This window comes from Hahella sp. CR1 (assembly GCF_029813005.1).
In the GTDB taxonomy this organism is placed as follows: Bacteria; Pseudomonadota; Gammaproteobacteria; order Pseudomonadales; family Oleiphilaceae; genus Hahella.
Window position 1 is genome coordinate 42,081 of record NZ_JAPELK010000022.1, and the last position, 26,905, is coordinate 68,985.

Annotated in this window: 27 protein-coding genes; 14 read left to right on the forward strand and 13 right to left on the reverse strand. The window is 56.8% G+C overall.

The window, feature by feature from the left end:
- Positions 1-242 precede the first annotated feature (242 nt).
- A complete protein-coding gene (locus ONV78_RS30195) occupies positions 243-1,727 on the forward strand; it encodes a ricin-type beta-trefoil lectin domain protein (RefSeq protein WP_279508291.1) in 1,485 nt (494 codons plus the stop codon).
- Positions 1,728-1,794: 67 nt separating this feature from the next.
- Here ONV78_RS30195 and ONV78_RS30200 read toward each other — a convergent pair whose 3' ends face one another.
- The 7 genes from ONV78_RS30200 to ONV78_RS30230 form a co-directional block, all read right to left on the reverse strand.
- The gene (locus ONV78_RS30200; RefSeq protein WP_279508327.1) at positions 1,795-2,802 is read right to left on the reverse strand and encodes a LacI family DNA-binding transcriptional regulator; all 1,008 of its coding nucleotides are present in this window, start codon (positions 2,800-2,802) and stop codon (positions 1,795-1,797) included.
- Positions 2,802-3,590 carry an inositol monophosphatase gene (locus ONV78_RS30205; protein ID WP_279508293.1) on the reverse strand — a complete coding sequence of 263 codons (789 nt, stop codon included), beginning with the start codon at positions 3,588-3,590 and terminating at the stop codon, positions 2,802-2,804. The genes ONV78_RS30200 and ONV78_RS30205 overlap by 1 nt, the downstream gene beginning before the upstream one ends.
- Positions 3,571-4,383, reverse strand: a complete 813-nt coding sequence (locus ONV78_RS30210; RefSeq protein ID WP_279508295.1) for a ribonuclease Z — start codon at positions 4,381-4,383, stop codon at positions 3,571-3,573. Before ONV78_RS30210 ends, ONV78_RS30205 begins: the two co-directional genes overlap by 20 nt.
- On the reverse strand, positions 4,373-5,488 hold the full coding sequence (ugpC, locus tag ONV78_RS30215) for a sn-glycerol-3-phosphate ABC transporter ATP-binding protein UgpC (protein WP_279508297.1): 1,116 nt from the start codon (positions 5,486-5,488) through the stop codon (positions 4,373-4,375). Before ugpC ends, ONV78_RS30210 begins: the two co-directional genes overlap by 11 nt.
- An 11-nt stretch (positions 5,489-5,499) precedes the next feature.
- Positions 5,500-6,393: a carbohydrate ABC transporter permease gene (locus ONV78_RS30220; protein ID WP_279508298.1), complete on the reverse strand. Its 894-nt coding sequence runs from the start codon at positions 6,391-6,393 to the stop codon at positions 5,500-5,502.
- Positions 6,390-7,256, reverse strand: coding sequence for a sugar ABC transporter permease (locus ONV78_RS30225; protein ID WP_216739884.1), 867 nt, complete (start codon positions 7,254-7,256; stop codon positions 6,390-6,392). Before ONV78_RS30225 ends, ONV78_RS30220 begins: the two co-directional genes overlap by 4 nt.
- 145 nt (positions 7,257-7,401) lie before the next feature.
- Positions 7,402-8,640 carry an ABC transporter substrate-binding protein gene (locus ONV78_RS30230; protein WP_279508300.1) on the reverse strand — a complete coding sequence of 413 codons (1,239 nt, stop codon included), beginning with the start codon at positions 8,638-8,640 and terminating at the stop codon, positions 7,402-7,404.
- A 499-nt stretch (positions 8,641-9,139) separates the two neighbouring features.
- Here ONV78_RS30230 and ONV78_RS30235 point away from each other — a divergent pair, with 499 nt between their 5' ends.
- Positions 9,140-9,298: a hypothetical protein gene (locus ONV78_RS30235; protein ID WP_279508301.1), complete on the forward strand. Its 159-nt coding sequence runs from the start codon at positions 9,140-9,142 to the stop codon at positions 9,296-9,298.
- 87 nt (positions 9,299-9,385) lie between these two features.
- Here ONV78_RS30235 and ONV78_RS30240 read toward each other — a convergent pair whose 3' ends face one another.
- Complete coding sequence (locus ONV78_RS30240; RefSeq protein WP_279508302.1) at positions 9,386-9,739, reverse strand: hypothetical protein; 354 nt, start codon at positions 9,737-9,739, stop codon at positions 9,386-9,388.
- A gap of 403 nt (positions 9,740-10,142) precedes the next feature.
- On the opposite strand from ONV78_RS30240, the gene ONV78_RS30245 reads away from it, so the two are divergent.
- Positions 10,143-10,751 (forward strand): hypothetical protein, encoded by a 609-nt coding sequence (locus ONV78_RS30245; RefSeq protein WP_279508303.1) that lies wholly within the window; start codon positions 10,143-10,145, stop codon positions 10,749-10,751.
- A 349-nt stretch (positions 10,752-11,100) separates the two neighbouring features.
- Here ONV78_RS30245 and ONV78_RS30250 read toward each other — a convergent pair whose 3' ends face one another.
- Complete coding sequence (locus ONV78_RS30250) at positions 11,101-11,496, reverse strand: CesT family type III secretion system chaperone (RefSeq protein ID WP_279508304.1); 396 nt, start codon at positions 11,494-11,496, stop codon at positions 11,101-11,103.
- A 96-nt stretch (positions 11,497-11,592) separates the two neighbouring features.
- Positions 11,593-14,262 (reverse strand): LuxR C-terminal-related transcriptional regulator, encoded by a 2,670-nt coding sequence (locus ONV78_RS30255; protein WP_279508305.1) that lies wholly within the window; start codon positions 14,260-14,262, stop codon positions 11,593-11,595.
- Positions 14,263-14,637: 375 nt separating this feature from the next.
- Here ONV78_RS30255 and ONV78_RS30260 point away from each other — a divergent pair, with 375 nt between their 5' ends.
- The 6 genes from ONV78_RS30260 (at position 14,638) to sctB (ending at position 19,176) form a co-directional block, all read left to right on the forward strand.
- Entirely contained in the window at positions 14,638-15,201 is a 564-nt protein-coding gene (locus ONV78_RS30260) for a hypothetical protein (RefSeq protein ID WP_279508306.1), read from the forward strand.
- Between the two features lie 75 nt (positions 15,202-15,276).
- Positions 15,277-15,840 (forward strand): hypothetical protein, encoded by a 564-nt coding sequence (locus tag ONV78_RS30265; protein WP_279508309.1) that lies wholly within the window; start codon positions 15,277-15,279, stop codon positions 15,838-15,840.
- 113 nt (positions 15,841-15,953) lie between these two features.
- Complete coding sequence (locus ONV78_RS30270; RefSeq protein WP_279508310.1) at positions 15,954-16,256, forward strand: hypothetical protein; 303 nt, start codon at positions 15,954-15,956, stop codon at positions 16,254-16,256.
- A gap of 18 nt (positions 16,257-16,274) precedes the next feature.
- Complete coding sequence (locus ONV78_RS30275; protein WP_279508311.1) at positions 16,275-16,820, forward strand: SycD/LcrH family type III secretion system chaperone; 546 nt, start codon at positions 16,275-16,277, stop codon at positions 16,818-16,820.
- The gene (gene sctE / locus ONV78_RS30280) at positions 16,817-17,944 is read left to right on the forward strand and encodes a type III secretion system translocon subunit SctE (RefSeq protein WP_279508312.1); all 1,128 of its coding nucleotides are present in this window, start codon (positions 16,817-16,819) and stop codon (positions 17,942-17,944) included. The genes ONV78_RS30275 and sctE overlap by 4 nt, the downstream gene beginning before the upstream one ends.
- A gap of 71 nt (positions 17,945-18,015) precedes the next feature.
- Entirely contained in the window at positions 18,016-19,176 is a 1,161-nt protein-coding gene (gene sctB, locus ONV78_RS30285) for a type III secretion system translocon subunit SctB (RefSeq protein WP_279508313.1), read from the forward strand.
- A 121-nt stretch (positions 19,177-19,297) separates the two neighbouring features.
- Here sctB and ONV78_RS30290 read toward each other — a convergent pair whose 3' ends face one another.
- Both ONV78_RS30290 and ONV78_RS30295 read right to left on the reverse strand, forming a co-directional pair.
- A complete protein-coding gene (locus ONV78_RS30290; protein WP_279508315.1) occupies positions 19,298-20,500 on the reverse strand; it encodes a TCR/Tet family MFS transporter in 1,203 nt (400 codons plus the stop codon).
- A 300-nt stretch (positions 20,501-20,800) separates the two neighbouring features.
- Complete coding sequence (locus ONV78_RS30295) at positions 20,801-21,376, reverse strand: hypothetical protein (protein ID WP_279508318.1); 576 nt, start codon at positions 21,374-21,376, stop codon at positions 20,801-20,803.
- A gap of 415 nt (positions 21,377-21,791) precedes the next feature.
- On the opposite strand from ONV78_RS30295, the gene sctW reads away from it, so the two are divergent.
- The 5 genes from sctW to sctV are packed head-to-tail and all read left to right on the forward strand — an operon-like array spanning position 21,792 to position 26,232.
- Positions 21,792-22,925 carry a type III secretion system gatekeeper subunit SctW gene (sctW, locus tag ONV78_RS30300; RefSeq protein WP_279508319.1) on the forward strand — a complete coding sequence of 378 codons (1,134 nt, stop codon included), beginning with the start codon at positions 21,792-21,794 and terminating at the stop codon, positions 22,923-22,925.
- Positions 22,926-22,974: 49 nt separating this feature from the next.
- Positions 22,975-23,352, forward strand: a complete 378-nt coding sequence (locus ONV78_RS30305; RefSeq protein ID WP_279508321.1) for a YopN chaperone SycN-like protein — start codon at positions 22,975-22,977, stop codon at positions 23,350-23,352.
- A gap of 11 nt (positions 23,353-23,363) precedes the next feature.
- Positions 23,364-23,765 carry a hypothetical protein gene (locus ONV78_RS30310; protein WP_279508322.1) on the forward strand — a complete coding sequence of 134 codons (402 nt, stop codon included), beginning with the start codon at positions 23,364-23,366 and terminating at the stop codon, positions 23,763-23,765.
- A complete protein-coding gene (locus tag ONV78_RS30315) occupies positions 23,762-24,145 on the forward strand; it encodes a hypothetical protein (protein ID WP_279508323.1) in 384 nt (127 codons plus the stop codon). Before ONV78_RS30310 ends, ONV78_RS30315 begins: the two co-directional genes overlap by 4 nt.
- Positions 24,142-26,232, forward strand: coding sequence for a type III secretion system export apparatus subunit SctV (gene sctV, locus ONV78_RS30320; RefSeq protein ID WP_279508324.1), 2,091 nt, complete (start codon positions 24,142-24,144; stop codon positions 26,230-26,232). The genes ONV78_RS30315 and sctV overlap by 4 nt, the downstream gene beginning before the upstream one ends.
- 102 nt (positions 26,233-26,334) lie before the next feature.
- On the opposite strand, the gene ONV78_RS30325 is transcribed toward sctV, so the two are convergent.
- Positions 26,335-26,736, reverse strand: a complete 402-nt coding sequence (locus tag ONV78_RS30325) for a cupin domain-containing protein (RefSeq protein ID WP_279508325.1) — start codon at positions 26,734-26,736, stop codon at positions 26,335-26,337.
- Positions 26,737-26,905: the final 169 nt, after the last annotated feature.

A 26,905-nucleotide genomic window follows, 5' to 3' on the forward strand; every position in this document is an offset into this window, starting at 1 on the left:
CGCCCGTCATCCCGTTGCACGCCCATGCACGAATAACCTTCAACTCCGCTTCACTGCGCTGTCATTTGTTTTTTCCAAGATGAAACCGTGGCGGCCACTGCAAACGCCGGAGTCGAGAGGCGTACGCTTCCCGACTCCGGATATCACCCACATTCCGCGTTCCGCGCTGACGAGGTTTTCAGTTTATCCACTGCAAGCCTGGGCGGCGCTCGGCCGGAATTTGAGCAGAGTTGAGATATCGCATGTTATTCAAATGGAAAACGCCCGCTGTCCTGGCCGCCGTTTGCTCCGCCATGCTGTCATTCGGATTCAGCACAGGCGCCAACGCCGGCGAAACCTTTTATCCGCCTTTTCAGGCGAAAACCGCCAATGACAACCATCGCTTCGACGAGCTGTACTACGTGCAACCCCACAACAGCTTCGAACACGGCAGTCGTTTAAGCGAGTGGCTTGAGCGCGGTTATCGCACCCTGGAGCTGGATGTCATCGACCGCGGCGACTGGGAAAGCTGGGATAAAGGCCCCTACGTCTCCCACAGCGCCTCCCCCGGGAATCAGAACTGCAGCGCAGGCAGCGACGACCAGCTTGGCCATTGCCTGGACGACGTAGTGAGCTGGATGAACGGCCACCCCAACGCCATGCCGCTGGTTCTGTTCGTCGACATGAAGGCCAGTTGGGACCCGTTGAACGCCTGGTATGCCTCGGAAGTGGAGCAGCTCGACGAGTTCATCGGCAATTACCTGAACAGCCGCCTCGGCGGGCGTTTTTACCAGTATCAGGACCTGATCAACCGCCTTAATCCGCATTTCCAGTCCAACTATCGCAACACCTTGAAAAACGTGGGCTGGCCGAAGGTCTCGGAGCTGAAAGGCAAACTGATCGTGGTGTTGACCGGGGGCTTTATCGGCGACGTTAACGGACGTATGGAGACGGCGCTGATGAACCGTTTCGGCGCTCAGTCCACCTTTCTGTGTCCAGACATCGACACCGCCGACGCAGACGAATTCTCCGGCGCCATCGACTCCATGTCCGCCGAGCACTCCGCCTACTTTTTCTGCGGCAACGTGAAAGCCGGCGATCATTACCAGCTCACCGCCAACCGCGCGGCTCAATATAAACAGATCATGCATCTGTGGGGCGCCGCCGGCGATTTCTCCAATACCTCCTACGAAAGCGCCTGGCTGGCGGTGGCCCACGGCGTCTCCGTGATCAGCTGGGACCTCGCAGCTCCCTCCTCCACGCCAACCTGGACCGCCAACTCGATTCCTTTGGTTGGCCAGCGCCGGGGCTTGCCGGGGTACTTCAAAATCAAACCCAAGGTGAGACCGGAATACTGCATGGATGTCGATAAGGCGCAGTACGGCAATGGCAGCGACCTGCTGTCCTGGGCCTGCGGCACCGGAGATAACCAGAAGTTCGTGTACACCGCAGAAGGCCAGCTACGCCCCAAAGGCGACAACCGCTACTGCGTTGACTTCAACACCGGCTCGGCGGACAACGGCGATAAAATGCACCTGTGGGATTGCGACGGCGGCAGTTCCGAGAAATGGCGCATCACCGAATCCGGCGCCTTCCAGAACCTGAACAACAACGGCAGCCATTGCATGGATATCCCCGGCGGAACCGCGGAATCCTCAGAACAGTGGCAAATCTGGCGTTGCAGCGGCGGCGACAACCAGAAATTCTATCTGGAATCCGTATCGGACTGGCCGCAGACGTCTTTTTAGCCCTGATTGACTGCGAAAAAGCCCTTCTGAACGGTTTCAGCGGGGCTTTTTAAGTCGCAACAAGCCATCAAGCATTACGCGTGGTCGCCCGCGACACCAGCCAGGGGGCGACGCGGCGGGAGTGGGCCATGGCCTGGCCCTGGGTCAGAATAATCTCCAGGTTTTCCATCACCGCCTGCGCCAATAAGTCCACCGGCTGGCTGATAGTGGTCAGTTGATACCCCGGCCATTCCGCCATGGGCACGTTATCCGCGCCGACAAACTGGATATCTTGCGGCGTCTTCCGCCCTAATTGCTGGCGTACGGCGTCCATAGCCCCAAAAGCCAAGGCGTCACAGGCGCAAAAGAGGCTGTCGATATCGGGGCGGCGCTGCATTAACGTCAGGGCGCTCTGATAACCGCTTTGATAGCTGTAATCCGGGTTGTCGCAATGGCCCAGCGGCTCAATCCCCTGGCTGCGCAGGCTGTCAAAGAAGCCGTCTTTGCGTTCCTGCGAGGCTTGTCCGTCCGGGCGTCCGCCGATATAAGCGGGACGACGGGCGCCGCAGGCCGTCAGATGCTCCGCCGCCAGACGACCGGCCATACGGTTATCGGTCTGCACCGAGCAGATTTTGCCGAAAGGATCGTCGCGCCCCATCAGCACCGAGGGAATCCCCATAGTCAGACAGATCTGCGTGGCCTGTAACGACAAAGAACCGGCGGCGATTATCGCGCTGTCCACCTGATAGGCGCCCACCAACTGCAGTGAGTTGTTGATGTCGCCGGATTCATCCGGCGTGACCAGCATAGAAACCTTGTCCAGCTTTTGCAGCGCCTGAGTCAGCGCGTAGAACACCTGGGATTCATAGGGATTAGCGAATTCCGCCATCACCACCGCCACCAGACCGCTCTGTTGTCCGGTGAGTGAACGCGCCAGGGCGTTGGGACGGTACCCAAGTTTCCTGGCGGCGGCGATGACGCTATTGCGCGTCGTTTCCGACACGCTGGCGCCAGGGGTAAAGGTGCGGGAAACGGCGGAGCGTGACACTCCCGCCAATCTCGCCACATCATCGGATGTAATGCGTTTGTCCTGCATCACCAGGCGGTCTCCTCTTCCCTGACCAGATCAAACAGTTCCGGTCGGGCGATCCATACTGGTCCGCCCCGGGTCAAACGTTCTCCGCACAGAAACGTGGAACTGCGTAAGCCCGCCTCGGTTGCGATCAACTGTCCCGCCAGGGCGTCCCAACTGTTCAGCTGAGGCTCGTAGAAGCCGTCAGTTCTTCCCAATATCGCCTGACTGATGCCTACCGCCGCCGAGCCCGTCTGCCGCGTAACGCAACCCGCCTCGGTCCAGCTGCGCATCATGGCGATGGCCCTCTGCGCGTTGCCTGACCTGAGGTTGTAGCCCAGACCCAGTACGGCGCTATCCAAGGTTACCGGCGTCTGCTCGATCTGATGACGCACGCCGTTGCGCCAGGCGCCCTGACCGCGGGCGGCGAAGAGCATTTCCTGGTGCACCGGGTGGTAAATCAATCCGATATCGGGCGCGCCGTCGCGCACCCGGCACAGGGTGATGGCGAAATCCGGGATGCCGCGCAGAAAATTGGTGGTGCCGTCGATGGGATCAATCACCCAGATACTGGCGTCGGAATCATCGCCGTGACCGGACGCCGCCAGACCAAACTCTTCGCCGAGCAGCCGGTCTCGGGGACAGGCCGCCTGAATACGCCGCCGAATAAGGCTTTCCACTTCCCGGTCCGCTTCCGAGACCAGATCCTGACGGGCTTTTCGCTCCACCCGCAGAGACTCGCGGCGGCGGAAAAAGGCCAGCGCCAGATCGCCGGCCTCCCGCAATATGGCTTCAGCCTGCTCCCGCTGCATAGCGTTCTCCTTGCTGATCTAATCGCGCGTTCAGTGGCGCGCCGGTGATGCAACACCAGCGCTCCCCGTCCTCCGCCACCGACACATCGACGCGAGGTCGGATGGCTTCGGCCACTGCGTTATGCTGGCCGTCTTCAATGTGATACAGCAACAAGTGGCGAGGACGGGCGCTTTTCAATTGGCGCAGGCAGCCGGGCAAATCGCCGTGATGGCTGCCCTCGCCCTGCTCCAAAGGAGAAAAACACTCCTGCATGGCCATCACGCATCCCCGCATCAAGCTGGCGCTTGCGGCGGTCGGACGACCGTCTCCGCTGTAAAACAGAGAGCCCGTAGGATGGAAAACGGGCCCTTTTTGCTCCAGGCGCAACGCCAGATTGCTGATGCTGTGCTGGGTCGGCGCTGTTTGCAGCGTCCAGGGACCTATTTCCGCGGTTTGGCCGGCGTCGCGCCAGTGAATAATGAATGGCAGTCGCTGCGGCCAGGCTGCGTAAGCGGACATCCATTCCAGATGAGCCTGCTGCTCAGGCTGACAGAGTATCTGCAAGTCCCGACGCCGCCCGGCGGAGGCCCATTGATTCAACAGCGCGGTCAAGCCGGAGGCGTGATCCGGATGAATATGGGTCAGATAGATCGCGTCGATGGCGTCCGCCGCCAACTGACGCCGCCACAGCGCCTGGGGCACCGTTGGTCCGCAATCGATCAGCAGGCGGAAGTCCTGTTCCTGCACCAGTACCGCGGCGTTCACCCGAAATCGGTCGTAGGCTTCGCCGGTTCCGATAATCTCAAGCAGCATGAGCGCACTCCATCTGCGAGGCCAGACTTATCCCCTGCTCGTCAAACAAATGCAGCATATCCGGCTTTAATCTGACGCCCACTTCGGTTCCGGCGCGGGGCGCGCAAGGGGTTTCCATGATCAGGCGATGGGTTTGAATACGCCCGTGCACGTAGGCGATATTGCCCAACTCCTCCACTACGTCCACCTGCATGCGCAGGTCGCTACTGTCGTCGATAACCAGGCCCTGAGCACGCACGCCCAGCGCCAGTTGCGCGTCGGCTTGCAGGCCAGACATCCCGGTTTTTGGACCAAACCTGGACGCGTCAGCCTGCATCGTCTGCCCCCAGGGCAATTCTAAAGACAGATTGCGGGCGTTCAGCGCCGCCACGCGCGCGGGCAGAAAATTCATGGCCGGAGAGCCGATAAACTCTGCGACAAAACGGTTGGCGGGCTGATGGTACAACTCCAGCGGCGTACCCACCTGTTCAATAACGCCATTGCGCATCACCACGATGCGGTCCGCCATGGTCATGGCTTCTTTCTGATCATGGGTGACGTAGATCATGGTGGAGCCCAGACGGTGGTGCAGTTCGGACAGTTGCACCCGCATCTGGTCCCGCAACTTGGCGTCCAGGTTGGAAAGCGGTTCATCGAACAGAAACACCTCCGGCTTGCGCACGATCGCGCGCCCAATGGCCACGCGCTGACGCTGACCGCCGGACAGCTCCGCCGGTTTACGTTGCGTCAACGCCTGCAATTGCAGCAATTCCACCGCCTGTTGAATGCGCTGCTCCCGCTCCGGTTTGGCGACGCCGGCCATCTTCAGGCCGAACGCCATGTTGTCCCACACGGTCATATGGGGATACAGTGCATAGGACTGAAACACCATGGCGATGCCCCGGTCCACCGGGTCCAGTTGATTGACCCGACGGCCTCCGATCCGGATATCGCCGCCGGAGACGGTCTCCAGCCCTGCGATCATGCGCAGCAGCGTGGATTTGCCGCAGCCCGAAGGTCCCACTAATACCAGAAACTCGCCGTCTCTGACTTGTAAGTTGATATCCCGCAGCACGGTCTGGTTTTTGTATTGCTTGCCCAGGTTTTGCAATGTGACGGAAGCCATCAGCGAAATTCCTATTTCATTTGCATGGCGAAGCCACGCAGTAAGTAACGTTGAACATACCCCGCCATCAACAGCATGGGTAAAGAAGACAGCAGGCCAATCCCCATCAGTTGCCCCCAGAAAGTCTCGTTTTCGGTGATGAAATTGGACACATACAGGGGCAAGGTGAAGTGACTGGGCGTAGACAGATACAGCAAGGCGAACAGGAACTCGTTCCAGGCCATGATCAGGGTGAAAATAAAGGTCGCCGCCAGTCCCGGACCGCACAGAGGCAGCACGATATGCCACAGGCGGCGCAGCAATCCGGCGCCTTCCAGACTGGCCGCTTCTTCCAGACTCAGGGGCACGTCGCGCACAAAACTCAGCAGCATCCAGATGCAAAACGGCAGCGTGTAGACCTGATACACCAGAATCAGACCCAGCTTGCTGTCCAGCAATCCCAGGCCTTTCAGCAATTGAAACAGCGGAATCGCCACCACAATCGGCGGCATCATCTTGATCACCAGCACCAATAGCAGAAAAGCGTGATCCAGACGGCGGGGAAAACGAAAACGCACCAGGGCGTAACTGGCCAGAAAGCCCAGCGACAACGCCAGCAGCGTGGCGCCCACGGCGACGATCAGCGTATTCGCCAGACGTCCGGGAAACCCGTCGCGCCATAAGGCTTCAAAGTGCGCCAGGGTCGGATGCGCAGGCAGCAGACTCAGGCTGTCGCTAACGTACTCCCCGGACGGCGTGAAGGCGATGCCGGCCATCCACACTATCGGCAGCGCAAAAAACGTCAACGCTGCGCCCAGAGCAAGGTAAAACCCCAGGGTTCGCGCAGACAGTCGCGAGACGCCGGAGAAAGGCGCCGCAACGGAATCAGAAAATACCGGGACGGAGGTTTGCTTGATCGCACTCATGACTTAGCTCCCACATAGCGCCACGCATACACCGCACTCAACGCGCAGGCGATGGTCAGCATCAGCAGCGCCGCGGCGGACGCCAGACCGAGATTGAAAAACTTGAAGCCTTGTTTGTAGATAAACAGCGACAGGGTTTCCGTGCTGTTCCCCGGCCCGCCGCCGGTCAGCGCGTAGACTTTATCGAACAGCTTGAAGGTGTCGATGGATCTGAGTAGCAACGCCAGCAGCACCTGCGGCATGATCAGCGGCAAGGTGATATGACGAAACCGTCGCCAGCCGCGCGCGCCGTCGGTCAACGCTGCGTCCTTGATATCCGCCGGAATAGACTGCAGGCCGGCGAGAATGATGAGGAACGCCATCGGCGTCCATTGCCAGATATCCACCAGCATCACGGAAAACAGCGCCATGTCCGGGTCAAACAGCCATTGCACAGGCTCCAGCCCCAGGCTGAGCAGCGCATTGTTCAAAAAGCCGAAGTCATAGTGATACCAGGCGCGCCAGATGGCGGAACACACCAGGGTCGACAGCATCATCGGATAGATGATCACCGGCAGCGCAAAACGCCGTCCGGCGAACTGACGGTCGAACAGCACCGCCAGAGCCAGTCCGAGGCCGACCTGCAGCAGCGACGCCAGCACCGAGAAACTCAAGGAGTTCTTGATGGCGCCGGCGAAAAACCAGTCTTCCGACAACTCCACGAAGTTGTCCAGACCGACGAACTGACGCTCGGCGCCGACATAATCCACATAGGAAAACGCATTGATCAGAATCTGACTGATGGGATACAGGGTCAACATCGCCAACAAAAGCGTGGCGGGCGACATCAGCAGGAGTAACTGCAGGCGGGAACGAAACAGCATTCATCTCTCCGTGAAAGCGGCGGCGCAGTCAGAACCCGCGCCGCCCGGTGTTATGTTCTGACATGTGCAGGCCATGTCGTTGCTGACAAATAGAAGGAAGCTATTTGTCTGCCTGATTAATAGTGAAAAGTCAGAACTGGATGGGTTACCGCTTCAGCGCCCGGTCGATCTTGCGATTGGCCTGATCCAGCGCAGTGCGGGCGTCCATCTGCCCGATCATCGCCAGTTGCAGGTAATCTCCCAGGATGCTCTCCACTTCGTTCCACTGTTTGATGCGGGGACGCGCTTTGCCATGCTCCAACGCTTCCAATTGATTGGGATACCAGCGGTATTTCGCTACAACGTCTTTATCGGTGTACACGCTGCGGCGTGTCGGCGGCAGACCCAGCTCCAGCGCCAGGGTTTTCTGGTTTTCCGCGCTGGTCAGGTAGTCGAGAAAGTCTCGGGCGGCCTTGTCATGTTTGGCGTCTGCGGTCACGCCCATCTGCCAGACGCCCAGCATGGGAGAAGAACCATTCACCTGACCCGGCGCCGCCATGACCTGCATTTCCTGCACCACTTTGGACTGGCTGGGGTCGTCCATGGACGGCGCCCAGGAAGGCCAGACTTCAATGGCGATGGCCGCCTTGCGCTGCTGGATGGCGTCGCGGACTTCCGTGGAGTTATAGACTTCGATGCCCTTGGGCGCGTACTGCTTCAGCTCCAGAAAGGATTCCAGCGCCTGCACGCCCTGGGTGGAGTTCACCTGGGGCTGTCCGCTGTCATCAACGATGACGCCGCCATGGGCCCAGAACAGAGGCAAAAAGCCGGTAACGATAGGGTTGCCTTTCTGGCCACGAAACACCACGCCGCTGGTGTCCGGGTTTTTGGCGGAAATAGTTTTGGCGGCGACTTTCACCGCATCCCAGTTGGCGGGTTTGCTCAGGCCGAATTGATCAAACAGCGCCTGGTTGTAGGCGAACATGGCCACGTTGCCGACGATAGGTAGTGAATAAGCCGGCCCTTGCGCCACGGGATAGCGGGAAATGTCCAAAGTGGCGGCGATGAAATCGCCGGTGATCTTGCCCTGCTCTTCCAGATTCGCCAGCCAGCCGTTGCCCATGAACTCTGTGGCCCAGGTATCGTCCAGCAACACCAGATCGTAAGCGCCGGACTTCTCGCGCAGGGAGATCACCAGCTTTTCATAGAGACTGCCATAAGGCAGCTTCAGTAATTCGATATCCATGTCGGGGTGGGTGTCCTTATAACGCGCAACGGTGGCCTCCAGGGCCTGACCGTAGATACCGTCGCGTCCGGCGATCACCAGATCCGCCGCAGTCGCCCCGGCGGCGCTCAGTGTCAAAGACGCGGTCAGCGCCAGCGATAATGCACTTCTACTCAACATGATGGACCCCTTGTTGTAACGATGTATGTCAGTTTTTCCCGGCGACCGCCCCGCAGCTTGCACTCGTGCGCAGAGTTTTCTCGCTGCGGGCGCAGAACCCGTAACAGGCTGATAAGACGTGGCGGCGCTCACGAAATGCAGTGTGCGCCCGCCAGATGACAACAAGGTGAAGGCAGATTGAAGGTTTTTAATGCACGCGCGTGCAAGGTGGGGTTGAGATGGCTGATTTTGGACGAAGGGAGTTTGTTTCGGCCCATCCATGCTCCCTAAACAAGGACATACTCTTCTGGCGTTCTCCAGCGTACACTAACGCAACACGGGGTCTTTATCTGGTAGCCATGCGCCAACCAAATCGCACGCACATCCTGAAACCTATAAACCGGGTTTAACCCACCTACACTCAATAATCACATACCTTTTGTGGGCTGATAGCTCTATGGAAACGATCAAGCTAAGTACTGTAGGAAAGATATTAGCGGGAGATGACGCGGGCTTATTCGTGAAGGTGCTTGATGATACTGAGAATACAGGCGGTTACCTGATCATCACCTCAGCGAAAGAGTCATTTGAAGATGGACACGACGGTTGGGTGGAAAACATGGCGTCGCTGAAAAAGTACTTCGAAGAGTCTCATTGGGTAGTTGAGTGGAAGGGATAGATGTCCTAAAAAGTGGGTATTCAAAACTCTGTGTGAACCAAGTCTCGGATCGATATGATCGTCTAGCCGCCCATCGACAACTGAGAATTAGCCGTATCTTTTAAAAACCGCCATTAAATAGTCAAACATATCGAGCCCTTTTTCTATTGGCGCGACAAGCTCTTCTATCTGCTTATACACAATCCCATCCTCCTCCTTTTTAACTACAATCACTTTTCCCACTAACACATGCTTATCTACATTCAGCTGGACAATCTCTATTCTAGGGCTGTATCCGCCATCACTCTTATGGACACAGAACATGTTATGTGAGACAAAACAGTCATGCGTCAGAAGAGCCTCTCGCTTGTCAAACAGCTCTTCAATAAAGCCTTCGAGAATATGAATTTCTGAATAAGTACTATTTGAAAACGAAATCAGCACGCTTTCTCTATCATTCATTGTCACTCACTCCAACACTCATCCAATAATTTAGGCGGATTATTAACCACCTTATATTGATTATAAAAAATAGTTTTCTCCATCAGGAAGTCCTTCATGGAACAGATGAATTTCTCCGAAGCAGAATATCAGATGAAAGAGTGGAAATAAAATTTCGGTAAAGATAAAGTCGAAAGCTGGCTTGTCCAATTAATTTATCGAGGTTGCCGCTTATATGGTTTAACCATTAGGCGGCCCCTCCTCTCATCAATTCAGCAAGTTATGGCAGCAACTGATCGACTTTACTGGGTTAGTATTGCCAGATAGACTCCCCTCTCAATTCTTGTGCTAGTCTAGAAAGACTATTGATAATCTTGTCTTAATTAATAACTATCTCGTCTATTTTGTTACCAGGATGTGACCGATGGACTTTTCCTCTTTATTCTCAATTGATACGTATAAACCAGTTCACGTTTTCCGACACCATAAGATAGCTAAGCGATATCAATTTGATATTACCAATGAAACTTCAGAAATTTTTCAAACGCAATATACCCATAATGACGTGTTGAACTATGTAATCAAGATCAAAGCCGCCAAGCTGTACGACAGAATGCTGGCAAAAAACTTTCGTTGTTCAATGACCATTATTGTCTATCACCCTTTAACAGCGGAAGAGGTCAGTATATTGAACCGCCAAAGAAATAAAATCGCGAATGGAGCAGGTGGAGTTGTGGGTTTCGCAAGTCAGCGCTTGCTTCCATTTAGTAAAGGTAAAGGAGGCCAACCAACCCGCGGGGTGAAGGAAGTTGGGAAAACTGAAGCAAAGGAAGCCGTCGCAAAGGGAGCTACTGGCGCAGGCGCCGCGGTCGTTGCGAGGAATTTCGTCCTTGATAACATTCGCGAATATAATGAAGGGGATATCTTGATCCAATTAGAAGCTGAGGTTAAGGGCGGGATTGGCCCTCAGCATTCTGGCACATCTGTTGTAGTTAGGCGTCAAGCTTATGATCCACTTGGAGAGCTGTTCTAATGAGTCTCGTGTTAGCAACCATTACGTTCCTTCTACCCACTCTCTTGCTTTTAAAGGTTCGGTCGCGGCTTCTGTTAACCCTGGCCTTTCTGTGCTCGACAGTTTGTGCTGTGGCACTGATATTTATGCCATTGGACCCGCCACTTGAGTATATTTTCGCAAGCTTCATCGGGATTGCTGTTGCTTCACAAACCTTGAGGGCTAAACTTTCAGATGCTGAATCTTCGGTATGAGCATTCAGGGAAATCCTGAGCTCATAATTATTGGTCCACGGTGAGTTGCTGAGACCAAGACTCTCCTACTACTAAATTCCGTTATAGCACAGCTCTCGTCATCGCACCCAAACTCATCAACTCCCCAGTATCTCCCCATAAGCTTCCGCCTGATTGGCGAGGGTTTCCATGGCGGTTTCGAAGTCGTGTAGCTGGCAGTCGTCCAGGGGGAGTGTTTGGAACAGGATGACGCGGTTTTGTTCGTCCAGTGCGACTACGCTGGAGGTTTGCAGGCTGTCCAGTAGCGACTGTTGCATCAGGTGTTTGCCGGTTTGGGAGTGGTCCGGGCCTGCTCCCGGCAGTTCTTCCAGATCAATTTGCAGATAGATGCGCCCGCTTTGGGAAAAGCAGCGCACCGCCAGATTATCGATATACACCACATAATGCAGATTGGCGTCCGGCCGGATCATGGCGATCTGGTGGCGCTGGCAGAAGCGGAATAACAGGCTTTCGAACTGATTGTAGGTGTGCATGGGCGTCTCCTTGAATTTAAGGCGTAAGTATCCTGCTCCAGACGCCTTGAGGCGTCGGAGGTTGTTCAGATTTGGTTCTGTTTTTCCCGGAAGGCGTCAGGCGATGGCGACGTTGTATTTATTGATCGCCGCGACCCGATTGGCGGCGCCCAGCTTCCGGTAAATGTTGTGGACGTGAATCTTGATCGTGCCCAGAGAGCGGCACAGGGCGTCGGCGATTTCGGGGTTAGACATGCCAGTCACCAGCAGATCCAGCACTTGCTTCTCGCGTTTGCTCAGCGCGGCGAGATTGGCGCTGTCATCGTCATCCAGCGCGATATCCTGGCCATAATGCTCGATCAACTTGCCGACATAGGCGGGATAACGCCCTTGCTGTTTGGCCGCCGCCAACAGGCATTTCATTTCCGGCGCGTCTTTTCTCACCAGGGAATGCACGCTGCTGGTCATGCGACCGACATGCAACGCGTCGTGAAACACCTGCTGCGCTTTCTCCTCTCGCCCCAGCTTTTGCAGCGCCAATGCCTCGATCGCCAGCGAGCGTGTCAACAACAAACCGCAACGACGTTGCTCCGCCCAGGCTTTCACCTGACGCGCTGGGTCCAGACTTTCTTCGGGACGGTTTAGAGCGAACAGAATCTCGCTCAGTATTAATTGCTCGTGCTGGGTGGCGAAACAGGCTTGGTCATAGTGACCACCCCAGGCCTGCAACAGGTGCAGCGCCTCGCTTTTGCCGCCTTGCGCCAGCAGTCTTTGCGCCTTGAGCGCAGGCAACGAAAACAGCGTCCGCCGCACAGGATCGGGTATTGAGTGATGCAGCACTTCCGCTTCCTGCAACGCTTCTCCCGCGTCGTCCCAGCGGGCCTCACGGATCGCCCGCAACGCCTGCGCCGCCGCCAGATTGAAGCGCAGCTCCGCCGGCGCGCATAGGCCGTGCAACACAGAGGCGTCTTGCAATCCTTGCGTCACTTCGTCCGCCGAGGCGTTTTCCAGCAGGCCGAACAAGGTCGATGCGCTGGTCCAGGCGAACCCATGCGGCAGGTCGCACCCTGGCGCTAAGCGCTCCCGTAGCGAGGCCAGTCCACTGCGCCACAGGTCCGTTTCACCGATCAGATAATGCAACCAACCCAATACTGGAATCACCTGAATCAGCATCCCCGGATCATCCGCCAACGCCGCTTCCATAACCTGCGTAAGCTGCCGCCTGGCCTCATGCAAACGCCCCTGATGCAGTGCATGCAGTCCCTGATGATAACGCGTCACTAGACAAGTCAGCTCAAGCTCAGCGACAGGGAGAGCCTGACGGGTGACGTACAGCGCCTGAGTGGACGCGATCAATGCGGACGTCTCCTGCCATTGCTGTGCTCTGGCTGCCGCGTCATACACAGCGTCGGGGTGATCCAGTTCCTGATCTGACGCCAGTAGCGTCTGCGCCTGTTTGAAGTGCTTAAGCGCTGACGCAGGGGCCGACTCAAACAAGGCTTTTCGCCCCAGCAACGTCTGCAAAAGCGGACGTTGCTCGACGATATGGGGCGGAATGGCCGTCAGCCACTGGGCTACCTGCGTCCAGTATCCAGCGCTGACAAGGGAGGGATACAACTTTTCCAGCATATGCACGGCGGCCCGCCAATAACCGTTATCAATACACAGGGTGACCGCCGCCATGCCCTGTTTATTGGCCAAACGCCATCTAAACGCTTTGTCGAACAGAGAGGCCGTTTCCGCTGTGTTTGACGCCGCTCTGTTCGACAAGGCGTTATCCTGGCGCAAATGCTCCCGCAACGGGCGACGCAGACGATACTCGCCGTTTGATTGCGCCGCTTTGACGATCAGGCCGGTGTGATGAATCATCGCTTGAATCAAGGCGGGCGATTCGCCAGGCAGCAGACACTGACTCAGCAGATCCCGATTGAATTCGCTAATCGGCGCCAGCTCGCGTAATCGCGTCACCATATCTTTCTGCAGTAGTTGCAACGGCTGCATCACCTGCTCTTCCATATAGCGATGAAAATCAGGTAGCGCGTTGAGTTCTTCTTTGGCGGCGAACGGCGTGGTTCTGTTAGCCATACGGTTCGCCATGGCGCAAAAGAAGATCGGCCAGCCATCGGTTTGTCGCCACAGTTCGCTGAGCTGCGTCTGCATGCCGGGAGCACCGGGAGCGGCATAACGCCCCAGACAACCTTCCGCCTGCAACGCCCGCAGATACTGTTTGCCTTCCTCCAGCGTAAACGCCAGTTCGTCGGCGTTAAGGTGATGAATTCTGTTCCAGGATATGGACGCGAACAACGCAGGAGCAAGCGGGTTTCTGGATAACAGGCATAAGCGGTGCGGAGCCGGCAGGTCGCGCACCAGACAGGAAAGCAAAGCGATGGCCTCGGGGGCGTCCAGTAGATGCAGATTGTCCAGCACCAGCGTCAATGAAGCGTCATTCCGTCGGGCGGCGGTCTCCAGTTCAGCGATAAACAGGCTGCTCCAACGCGCGACGCCGCCCGGCTCATTCAACAGGCCCAGCTCTTCCCTGCAGCCCAGAAAACCATAACCGGCGTTGGCGAAAGCGGCCAACAGTCCGCCGCCCAGGCGCAAGAGGCGATTATCGCTGCGCTCCACCGTGAACCAGATAACGCGGCCTTTCTGCGGAGCGGCCCAATCCTGCATCAGGGTGGTTTTACCAAACCCGGCGGGCGCCGTCAGACAATGAATCTGCGCCTGTCTGGCCGCATCCAGCTTCCGCGTCAAACGGCGGCGTGAAATAACGATCTGTGATGCCAAAGGGAAGGAAAACTTTCCCTTCAAAAACTGCCCTGTGTCCATGTCGTTTACCTGTGTCGTTATCTGTTCGTCTTGTTATCGGCCATCGTTACGTGGCGCGTTTTCAGACCGCTGCTCAGCGGCCATTTATCTCATTTACGCCGTCGCTTCAGAAAAAGTTACAGGGCCTCGCGAAAAAAATTTCAGCGGCAAAATCAGCCGGTCGATATATGTCTCCCTGCCCCCGGTTTCAAAAATACTGGCCCTGTCGGCGGGTCAGACTGCGACGGCGACGTCTTGTGCGTCCTATATCAGTCCCCCCGCCATTCAGCTAACTGGTCAGGCGAACCGCGCATTACCCAGCGACTCGCCGCTTACTTTGAAAGAGGAAACGCAATGGAAAATATCGGCGGAATTTCCTCCCTGGGGGGAGATAAATTTCAAATCAACAATCAGGTGATGAGCCTGGCGGAACTCATCATGTTTCTGGAGATCGAGCGCGCCAATAACCTGGAACTGCAACTGGCGGATGAGCTGCAAAGCATGGCGGCGCTGAACAATCTGCTCAAAGAAGCCAATGCCATGCTGTCCATCTCCCGCACGGAAAAAGGCAAGCTGGAAGGCAAAGGCGCCAGCCCAATGCCGCCGGAAATGATCGACTTCTTCGAAGAGCACGACATCCAGCAGGGGCTCAGCAAGAACGATGAACGCATCAAAGGCACAGCCCCCAATGGCCAGCGTCTGGACGACGAAGGCTATGACTTCATTCAAAGCAGCGATGAATGGGAAACCTCTATCGAAAACCTGAAGGCCTTTATCGACGGCCTCAACAGTCGCAGTCAGTTGGAAATGATCCGCATCAGCTCATTGATGAAGAAGCGGGATGAGTCCCTGACGCTGCCTTCCAATACCAACAGCAACATCCATCAGACCAACCAGGGCATCCTCGGCAAGATCTAAACCCTTGCCCTGTGAGCACGGCGCCCCGCCCGATCGCCGGGAGGGGCTAATGACAAATTCAAAAGAGGAAACACCATGGAAAATATCGGCGGCATTGCTTCCCTTGGCGGAGACAAATTTCAAATCAACGGACAGGTTATGAGTCTGGCGGAACTGATCATGTTTCTGGAGATCGAACGCGCCAATAACCTGGAGCAACAACTCGCGGACGAGCTGCAAAGCATGGCCGCGCTGAACAATCTGCTCAAGCAGGCCAACGCGATGCTATCCATCGCCCGCACCGAGAAAGGCAAGCTGGAGGGCGAAGGCCATAGCACCATGTCTCCGGAAATGATCGATTTCTTCGAGAAGAATGACATCCAGCAGGGTCTCAGCAAGTACGACAAGGAGCACAAAGGCGTGCCTCACAGCGGCTTGTATCTGGACAGCGACGGCTACGATTTCTGTCAGAACAGCGATGAGTGGGAAACCTCCATCGAAAACCTGAAGGCTTTTATCGACGGCCTCAACAGCCGCAGTCAGTTGGAGATGATCCGCATCAGCTCATTGATGAAGAAGCGGGATGAGTCGCTAACGCTGCCTTCCAACACCAACAGCAATATCCACCAGACCAACCAGGGCATCCTCGGCAAGATCTAGGGATCTCGATTTTGTCAGGCCCGGTCCCGGATCGGGCTTGCCTGATCATTGAGGATTGCATGCCTGAGAGGCTGCATACCTGAAAGACTGAATAACCGAAAACAGGAGGAACCATGTCCACCGCGACGGAAAATCTCTCTTACCAACTTATCTACGAGATGGAGCGGCTGCACGCGTCGGTAACCGCCTCGTTCGCCGACACCGACGCGCTGATGGCGAAATGGGGCGTGAACCGGGACACCCTGGCGCCCTTGATCGAGCGCAGCAAGCGCCAATTGTCCGAAGCCGAACGCGTGGAACTCGCACGCCGGGAGCAGGACTGGCGCGACCGCTTCGAGCGATCCGACGACTCCGCTCCACCCCCGCCCGGCCTTAAACGGGCGCGCATTCAACTGGGGTTGATCAACCGCATCTGACATCACAGGAGACTCATTGTGACGCAACCCGACACACTCACTGACGCCGACATCCCCGCCTTGCTGGAGCAGATTCTGCAAGGCGGAGGGGCTCTGGCGATCGCCCGCGGCATCACCCAGGCGGAGATTGAGGCGATCTACACCATCAGCTACAACCTTTACCAACAACGCAAGTTCGAGCAGGCGGAAAAGACCTTCGCTTTTCTGTGCCTCTACAGTCACCTGGACGTGCGCTTCTGGACCGGACTGGGCGCCTGCCGCGAGTCGCTGGGCAAGTATGCGGAGGCGATTGAAGCCTACTCCTACTCCGCCCTGCTCCAGCACGACAATCCGGTGCCGCCGCTACAGGCCGCCAAGTGCTATCTGGCGCTCAACAATCGGCGGCAGGCCCGCAACGGCCTCACCGCGGCGCTGCACTGGTCTAAGGGCCGCCCCCAGCATCAGGCGACGTATAACAAGGCGCAGGAGCTGCTGGGCGCGATCGACAGTAAAACGCCCTCTCAGTCCAGCTCTCAAACCACTCATCCATCCAGCACTCAAAACCATCAAGGAGAGACCCTATGAGCACGATAGGCGCATTGTCGACAGACGTCCTGAACGCCGATCTGGCGGAGCTGTTTCTGGCCAGTCAGGACACCCATAACGCCACGCGGACCTCACGCGCGGCTGATTCCTTCACCCAATTGCCGGCGGTTAACGCCGATAACAGCAGCGGCGCGTCGTCCCTGGTGGCGCTGACGCCCCCCAACAACACCGTCGATCTGTTGCTGGCGATGCAAAGTCTGCAGGTGAAGCTGGACGAGGAAGGCGTCAAAAGCGGGAAAGAAGACGCCAAGTTTCTCGCCCAGGAAAACGAGGCGCGTCACAAGGAAGTGATGGAAGCCCTGCAGAAATCCATCAACGAGATGGAAAAGGCCAAGAAGTCCGGCATGTTCGCCAAAGTATTCGGCTGGATCGCCGCGGCCGCCACCCTGATCGCCGGCGCTGCGATGATCGCTACCGGCGCTGGAGCCATCGCAGGCGGCGTCATGATGGCGTTGGCGGTGGATCAAATGGTCGGCATGGCCACCGGCAAAAGCGCGGTGTCGGAACTGACCAACGCCATCGCCAAAGGCCTGGCCAGCGTCATGGGAGAACCGGCTAACGCCATCGTCGCCTCGGTGATTGTGGCCGCCGTATTGATCATCGGCACGGCGGGAGCGGGCATGTACGCCTCCGCTGGCGCCTCCGCAGGCAAAGCCGCCTCGGTCGCCTCCAACTCCAGCAAAACGGCCACCACTGCCGCTTCCACAGGCAAGACCGCTGGCGCGGCCACCCAAGCGGGTTCGACCGCTTCGTCGTCCAGTCAGGCGACAATGAACAGCCTCAGTAAGCTGGCGCAGTCCCTCAGGGAATGGCCGCTGATGCATCAGGCCCGCAACATGTCCCTGTTCGTGTCCAGTGGCGCGCAAGTGGGCGGCGGCGCGGCGGGCGTCGATGCGGCCGTGCACACGAAAGAGGCGAATGACGCCAAAGCCGAGGAAGCCCTGGTGCGCAAGGTGATCATGCAGAATCAGGCCGGCATCGAGCAGGCGATTGAGCATATCAAGAGTCTGACCTCAAACAGCGAAAGCACCCTGAGTCAGATGGTCAATTACATCAATCAGGAACAGCAGACCAATCAGGCGTTGATCAGGGATATGGCCTGAGGCCTGTCTCCCAGGCTCGACAGCCTGTCAGCGCACAAACTGTCCTTACCTATAACGATTGAGGAAATACCATGAACATCACCAATACCGGTCTGGAGCCCAACGAGCTGGCTCTGGCGTCCCTGTATTCGGCGCAAAGCGCGTCCACATCGGCTACCCGCTCAGCGCAAACGCCCGCCCTCACGGCGTCAAGACAGCCAGGCGCGGAGACGCCCTTCCCGCCTGCGACAAGACTGCTGGACGAACCGTCCACCTTCGAATCAGAGTTTGACGCCGGAACCCTCAGCTTTAAGCTGAACGGAACCAACCACGGCGCTGACACCTTCAAAATCATGGAGGCGATTCACAAGATTTTTATCGAAATGCGCCGTCAGGCCGCCGAGTCCAGACAGGACGCCTATCTGTCCCAGTGGACCGCCCTGGAAGCGAAAGCGGAAGAGATCAAAAGCGCCGCCAAGAAAGACCTCGCCGCGTCGGTGGTGAACAGCTCCATGGCCATGGTGGGCGGCGCTCTTGGCATGTACGGCGGCGCACGAGCGATCAGTCAGACCAACAAAGCCATGAAACTGGACATCGCCAAGCCCAAGCTGGACGCCCCGGCGCCATCAAAAACGCTGGAACTGGAGATACCCACGCCTGTGGTTAAACCTCCCACTCCGGGCAATACAGGCCCCACCGCGACAACCGCCAGCAAAGGCAATCCTGGACAAACGCCTCCTACCGCCAACGCCGCTCCAGTCACCAAAACGCCAGCCAGCGGCTCGACTCAAAACGGTCAGAGCAAGCCTGCCGTGAACGCGGAGACGCCCAACAAACCCACAACTCATGCGGATGCGGAGAAAGCCCCGGACGCCGGTAACGCCAACAAACCCCAAAAGGCGGCGGACAAGCCCAAAGAGCACGCCGACGGGCCGGATACGCCGACAAAATCTGCAGAAGTGAAACACCAGGAGTTGATGTCCGACGCGCAAAACTACAGCAGCATGGGCATGGTTGTCGGCCAGTTCTTTACCGGCTTTGGCGGCCTGATCGCCGCGCCGTTGAGCTACTCCGCAGAACTGGACCGGGCGGAGAAAGAGCAACAGGACGCGCAAGCCACCAAAGCCCAGGCGGATGTGGAGAGCGAAGTGGAGTTTGTACGTTCCGCCAGCGAAGGCGCCAAAGCCATCCAGGACTTCCTGGATCAATTCATCACCTCCCGCGCCCAGGTCAACAGCAAAATCATGGCCTGATAAAGCGCTCGCCTTTTGTTGTCCCACGTTGATTAGCCATGACTTAGCCGGCGGCCTGTCGCGCCGGCTTTTTTCCTTTTCGAGCCGCTGTTATTGCAAATACACCGTTGATGAGCGTGATTCAGGCTCGCGCCCTCTGAGGACCTCGCGTGGCCAGAATCACCACCGGGAAAGCCATCGCGTAGAAGGTCATCACCAACAGCCAGATAGCGCCGGGCCAGGCATCCCGCATCACAAAGTAGAAACTGGAGAAAACCAATGGAGCGATCACGGACGCCAGGCTCACCGCTGAGGCCAGCACGCCTTGCAGCCGCCCTTGGTGATCCGCGTCAACCTGTCGCGTCGCCAAAGCCTGTAGCGCGGGCGTGCCGATGCCGCCCAACGCAAACAGGGGCATGATGACAAACACCAGCCAGCCCTGCTGGATGAAGGCCATGGCGATAAGCGCCGTGCTGGCGCAGGCGATCCCAACGCACACCGCACCGCGTTCGCCGAGCTGCCGACTTGCCAGCCCCGGTAAAAAAGCCTGCGCCAACGTCTGGCAGACGCCAAAGGTCCCCAGGGAAAGGCCGATTCCCAAACCGCTCCAATGGAACGCATCCGCGCCCCACATGGCCCAGCAAACGCCGTAGGCCTCACCTGTCGCGCTGAGCAGAAAAAAGATCAGGACAAGAAGCGGCAGCTCCCGAGTGGAGAACGCCCAAACCAAAGGGCGAACCGGATTCAAATCAGACATGCGAATGGGTTCTCTGCGGGTGGTCTCCCCACCGGGCGCACGCGTTTCCGACAGCATGCAGAACGCGAGAACCAGATTGATGGCGTTAAGGCCCGCCGCAGCCAGGAAAGGCAGCCGCACGCCGATGTCGCCCAATACGCCGCCAAGGACGGGTCCGAAAATAAAGCCAGCGCCGAACATGGCGTTGAGCAGACCAAAGCGACGCGCTCGCTGCGCTTCAGCGGAAATATCGGTGATATAGGCGTACGCCACGGAGGTATTGGCGCTGGTAAGACCGGCCATGGCGCGGCCCAGCAACAGCAGCCAGAAGCTGGACGCATACGCCAGTATCAGATAGTTGATGACAGCCCCAGCGATTGAAATCAGTAATACCGGACGTCGGCCCAGGCGGTCGCTGAGCGCGCCCAACACCGGGGCGAAGACAAACTGCATCGCAGCGTAAAGCGCCGCCATCACGCCCATGAGAGGCGCGACAGAATCAGCGCCTGCCACGTCCTGCAACAGCGCGGGCAAAATAGGAAAAACGAGGCCGACGCCCACGGCGTCAAGAGTAATAGCGAGGTAAATAACCAAGAGTGATCTGTGCATGGCGCGTTCCGTTTAGTGCAAGTCGCAACACCGTGGTCGACGGCTTGCTTAGGATTAAACCCGAGGATATCGGGCGACTTTATTGGAAACGCTGGCGGACCATGCTTAAGGAAGATGGGCGGCTTGTGTGCGACTGCCTGTTTTGCAATCAAGCAGTCGTTTTTCGCGACGGCCAAAGACTACAGGAGCCGGTTTATCTTGGCAATATTGGCAAAAAGCCCGGACCCGGAGCGTCAGGGCCTATCCGTATTAGCATATATTTCAAACTGCGCACTAAAAATATAATAGAGAAACCCTCTATTATCCCCACTCATTCTCAAGAACCACATAGGTGAATGCAATCCCGAAATCTGCGGAGGCGACAATTCCAGAATCAACCACTTTGGTAGATATATGGCCCGGGAATTTATTGTATAGTTCCATGACCGCCTTATTAAAAGCGATGTCTATACTGGATTTATCTGGCGCATATCCAACGGCCTGTTTGTCATTAAGCGCGCGTATCGAAGGGGGCGTTAGATCCAATGCTCTTGCATCGCCAATATGGTTAACACAGTAGGACTTTATTCCATACTGCGACTGTATGCGGATTTCCTGAATGTCAGGGGCGACGCCATGAAATATATGCTTGACCTTGTATTGCTCGACGATAGGCTCATCCACCACTGTTCTTCCTACCACCTTGAAAAGAGGCGATTTCTGCGCCAGATCGACTGCAACAAGCCTGGTTTGACTGATAGAGCCGTTATAAAAACCTTCCACCGCTATGGCTAAGGCCGAGACTTTTACGTCGTAAGATTTTGTAAACATAAACTCCGTTGCAGTCACTTTTGAGGGAGCCAGTTCCACTTCTTTTTCCTGATAGATGATATTCATATAACTTAATCCTTTTTGCTATATAAGGTTGAGCTAAGCCGCTCAACAATCAACACCATGAGCAACCACGAATCACGACACTCAAACTCTCCTCCAATTCAAATTTCATGGATAGTTTGTATTAATATTTAAAGAAGGCGTTCATACTTTAGTACGGCATAGGATGAAAATTATAAATCGTTACACTGCCAGCCTCTTCAGCTCTTCATGTCTATTCATTCTTCTCAATATTTCTTCATATCTATGGGAAGACCTCCGTTTATATCCACCGATCTATTTCTCTTCCCGGCTCTGAACGCAACACTAGCAACAACTTAAACAGGCTTGGCGGCGATCCCGCATTTTGTCGGTTTTTCGCTATCGCACTCGTTTTTTCTAACAAACAGGCCTTTCTAGCACACAGCGGGTTTTGTCTATGTCCAACCTCACAGGCGGCGTTTCATTTCAGACGGACAGGAGCTATCGCGCCGACGCATTGAGCGCCTCGGTCGCGGCGGGGAACTGGCGTGGCGAGGGGGTGAGTCTGGCGAGCAATGACAAGTCGCTGTTCGCTTCTGCGGCGGAGGAGATGTCTTTTCTGCGCTCGGAGAAAAAGAGCGAGGACCTTAGCAAACGCAAGATTGGCGAACGGCCGCTGTATAAAACCCAGGCGCTGGAAAAGGCGTTGGCCTACGTGGAGAAAGCCAGGGAGCTGGATAAGGAAAAGCAGCTCAAGCCCTTTCTGCATCAGCTGTTAACTCTGAGCGATCCCGCCAAAGCGGAGATGCGTCAGCGCGCTGCGCAACAGTTTGCGGACATTACCCAACAGTATCTGGCGCTGGTGTTCGTCCGCGATCAGTTGCGACGCAAACGCAAGGCGGGCGACGCCAGTGTGGATGAGTTGCTGGCGTCGGTGGAAGCCGCTCTGGATGACATGCTGGAGGAAAACAGCGCCGCCATTCTCGCGGGCGTCAATGTGGCGGAAGTGGCCACCCAGTTCAGCGACCGCCAGCTCGGCGCGCTGAATGAACTGCGCCAACTCTACCGTGACGCCGTGCTGGACTACGGCAGTCTCACCGACACCTTTCGCAAGATTCTGGCCCAGTATGGCGAGGAGCGTTTTTCCGAATCTGTCGCCTACCTGATTTCCGCATTGGGCGCTGACCTGGGGTCGGAAGGCCCTTCGCTGCCTAAAGAACGCCTGCGCATGATTATCGAAGATCTCTACGCGCTGCAGGCGCTGGAAGGGCTCGACGCGGAGTGTCGTGATTTTCTCGCGCAACTGGAGAGAATCTACCGCTCTCAGACCCCGCTTAAGAAATATGCGCTGATGGAGCAACTGCTCGCCCTGCTGGAAAAGAAATGGGTCAGCGTCGAGCAACTGGGCGGCGTACTGAAGGCGTTAAACATTCCGCCCGCCATGACCATCTACTTCTGGCGCGGCTTCAAGGAGCTGATGCGGGCCATTCCGCTGAAAGCGTACCGCGACCCGTTTGAGCGGGACAAATTGCTGACCGTCATCCAGGAGCGTCTGGATCTCAGCATTGAGCAAGAAGCCGAACAACCTTAACGAGGCCCAAAGTGAAAGCCATTTTCCCATTCGCCAAGGAGTCGCGCTCATGATGCAGGACGCCGCCGTTCACCTAACGATTACCGAGTTCCTGCAACAATTGGGATTTGCCGATTTTATCTGGCGCGGCGAGCCGCTGACGCTGGCGTTTGAGCGCTCGGGAACGCTGATGATCGAGCCTCACGAACAAGGTTTGCTACTGGTGCGGCTGCAGGAAATCAGCGACTACGACTGTGCGGATTTGATCCCCAAAGCGTTGCGCGCGGTGCATTACGACCAGCCCTTGCCGTTACGGGCGCACACCGGGATGAAAGGCCCCAGTCAACTGGCCTTCATCGTCGCGCTGTCCCGTCAGCAGTTGTCCATCGCCGGTCTCAACGAGGCGCTGGGCGTGCTCGATTATCTTCATCAACAACTGAATCAATAGGCAGGTGATCCATGGATCTGGTGACTTTCACCGAAGGCGTGCAAAGCATTCGCGTCCACGACAACGACGTACAGGACGCCAGCACGACCGCCAACGCCCCTTCCCGGCCTTTTGTGCCGCGAGGGGAATCCGTCGTCCAGCATACGGAGAAGCTGTTTCTGCGTCATGCGACCAGTCAGGAGATGCTGCGCACTTTGATTGGGCCGTCCGGCGCTGCCGGGGTCGATCCTCAGGATTTTGACGATGTGGCCGCGTCCACCCAGTCCGCGCTAACGGCGCTGGAGCAGGAGGCGGAAGCCATCAGCGATCCCGAATTCAGGCAAACCCTGCAAAGCGCCGTCGCCATTCTCAACGCGCTGTATGAAGACCGGCAATTGCTGCGCAGCAATCTGAGCGCGCTGGAAAAACCATGAGACCAACTCAATTCGTCGCCCCACTTCCACTCGCCAGCGCCACGAGCAGACTGCAGCCGCAACAGGCGGCCTGGCTACAGGAAGTGACCACCGTGTTTCTGCAATGCCGCCAGTACGCCAAGGCGCAACCGCTGCTGCGTCTGCTGATCAGACTGGCGCCGGACGACCCCGCGCCGCTGCGACAGATGGCTTATCTGTGCTATCAGCTCGGCCGCTACGAACTGGCGCTGAAATACTGTAAGGCCTGCGAGAAACGATTACAGGGCGTGTCGGAAGCGCGTTTGTCGCTGCTGCGCAGCCATTGCCATCTCAAGCTGGGACAAAGAGAACCCGCGCTGACTCACTATCTGCAATTTTTAGCCACAAGGACTCCGTCATGACCCTCGCACGCCTGAACCAGACCCTGCAAGTGATCGCCGGGCGCAAAGACATTCTGTTCGCGGCCATGTTGGTGGCGATTATTTTCATGATGATTCTGCCGTTGCCCACCGCTCTGGTGGACATCCTCATCGGCGTCAATATGGGGCTGGCGGTGGTGTTGCTGATGGTGGGTGTGTATCTGCGTTCGCCGCTGGAGTTCGTCGCCTTTCCCTCGGTGCTGCTGATCACCACCCTGTTTCGTCTGTCGCTGTCCATCACCACCACGCGACTGATTCTGCTGCAGGCGGACGCGGGCTCCATCATCGAAGCCTTCGGCGGCTTTGTGGTGGGCGGCAATCTGGTGGTGGGGCTGGTTATTTTCCTGATCATCACCGTGGTGCAGTTTCTGGTGATCACCAAGGGCTCTGAGCGGGTGGCGGAAGTCAGCGCCCGTTTCTCGCTGGACGCCATGCCCGGAAAACAAATGAGCATCGACGGCGATATGCGCGCAGGGGTGATCGATGTGGACGAAGCCCGTCACCGCCGCTCTCAGGTGCAGAAAGAAAGCCAGTTGTACGGCTCCATGGACGGCGCCATGAAGTTCGTCAAAGGCGACGCCATCGCCGGTTTGATCATCATTGCGGTGAACATCCTCGGCGGCATCGCCATCGGCACGCTGCAAAACGGCATGACCTCCGGCGAGGCGCTGGAACTATACGCCATTCTCACCATCGGCGACGGCCTGGTGGCGCAGATTCCCGCGTTGTTTATCGCCATCACCGCTGGCGTCATCGTCACCCGGGTCACCACCGACGAGTCGGAAAACCTGGGTGCAGACATCGCCAATCAGATCGTCAGCAAACCCCAGGCGATCCTGATCGGCGGCGGCTTGCTGTTCACCTTCGCGCTGATTCCCGGCTTCCCCACCCTCACCTTTATCGTGCTGGCGTTAACCTTGACAGGCATTGGCGTGTTCACCCTACGACAATCCAAAAACGCCGGCGTGGACAAACATCCGCCTCTATCCGCCATGGCGGCCGCCGGCCAGCCTCCCAGCAAGGCGCAGCTCAACGAAGCGGAAGAGTTTACCTTTACCGTCCCGCTGCTGGTGGACATCGCCGCCGACGCAGAAGACGCCCTGGACCCGAATGCGTTGAATGATGAAATTCTCAAAATCCGCCGCTCTCTGTATCTCGATCTGGGCGTGCCGTTTCCGGGCATTCATCTGCGCATCAATCACGGATTGAGCGACGGCCGCTATAAGATTCATCTGCAGGAGACACCGATTGCGGAAGGCTTTATCAAGCCCAGGCAGTTATTGGTGCGCGATCAGAAGGAGCAACTGGATCTGCTGGCCATCAAGCATAACAGCGAAGTGGAGCTGCTGCCCGACGCTCCCGCTTATTGGGTGGAGCAACGTCATCAGACTTCTCTGGACAAGATGGAAGTCGCCTATCTGACCCCGCCCCGGGTGTTGAGTTATCACCTGTCGATCATCCTGAAAAAGTACGCGCAGGAATTCATCGGCATTCAGGAAACCCGCTTCCTGTTGGAGAAAATGGAAGGGCGCTATGGCGAGCTGGTGAAGGAAGTGCAGCGTCTGCTGCCGATTCAGAAAATCACCGAGATACTGCAGCGTCTGGTGTCCGAGGACATCTCCATCCGCAACCTGCGCAGCATTCTGGAAGCCTTGGCGGAATGGGGTCAGAAAGAGAAGGAAACCGTGCTGCTGACGGAGTATGTGCGCAACAGCCTGCGTCGCTATATCAGCTACAAATACAGCAACGGGCAGAATATCCTGCCGGCGTATATGCTGGATCAGTCTCTGGAAGACGCCATTCGCGGCGGCGTGCGCCAAACCTCCTCCGGCGCCTACCTGGCCCTGGAGCCGGACACCACCCGCAAGATCGTGGACATCGCCAAACGCACTGTGGGCGACTTGAATCCCGGCGCGCAAAAAGTCGTGGTGATCACCTCCATGGATGTGCGCCGCTACCTGCGCAAACTACTGGAAAGAGACATGCGCCAACTGCCCATCCTTTCCTACCAGGACCTGACGCCGGAAATCACCATTCAGCCGCTGGGTAGAATCGCGCTGAGTTATTAACCCAACAGACAAGCAATTTCTTTCTGCTGGTCTGACGACGACAGGGTCTGCTTATCTCAGGCCCTGTTCCATATCCCCAGTCGCCATATCAATCATTACCCATCAAGCCGACTGATCCGGCCGATACACCTGAACACTCTCCTGCTCATTGGGATCATTACGGGACACCAAGGCAATGGCCTCCTCCGTATCACTCAGATTGATCGGCTGATGCGGCACTCCGTCAGGTATAAAAATAAAATCCCCTTCCTTGTTCACCACCGACTTCGACAAATTCTCGCCATAAAGGGTCTTAACATTCCCCTTCAACAAATAAATCGCCGTCTCAAACCCATCATGAAAATGCGGCTCCGCCCGCGCCGAAGGCGGAATCACCACAATATTCATCGAAATCCCGGTAGAACCCGCCGTTTTCCCCGAAATTCCCAAATAATTAGGCAACTTCTGAATCGTATCAATCGTCCCCTTCGGCCTCACCGTCACAATATCTTTATCCAGATTCATATCCGCTCTCACTTGTATTGTTGTGTTGATCTTTAATCGATGGCTCATGTGTCACTAACAAAAGCAGGTCGGGAAAAGCGCTGCGCCTTCCGACAAAAGACTCCATGCGCCGCCAATCCAATAAAGGTACACCAGAATAACGAAAGCAGCGTCGGAAGGCGCTGCGCTT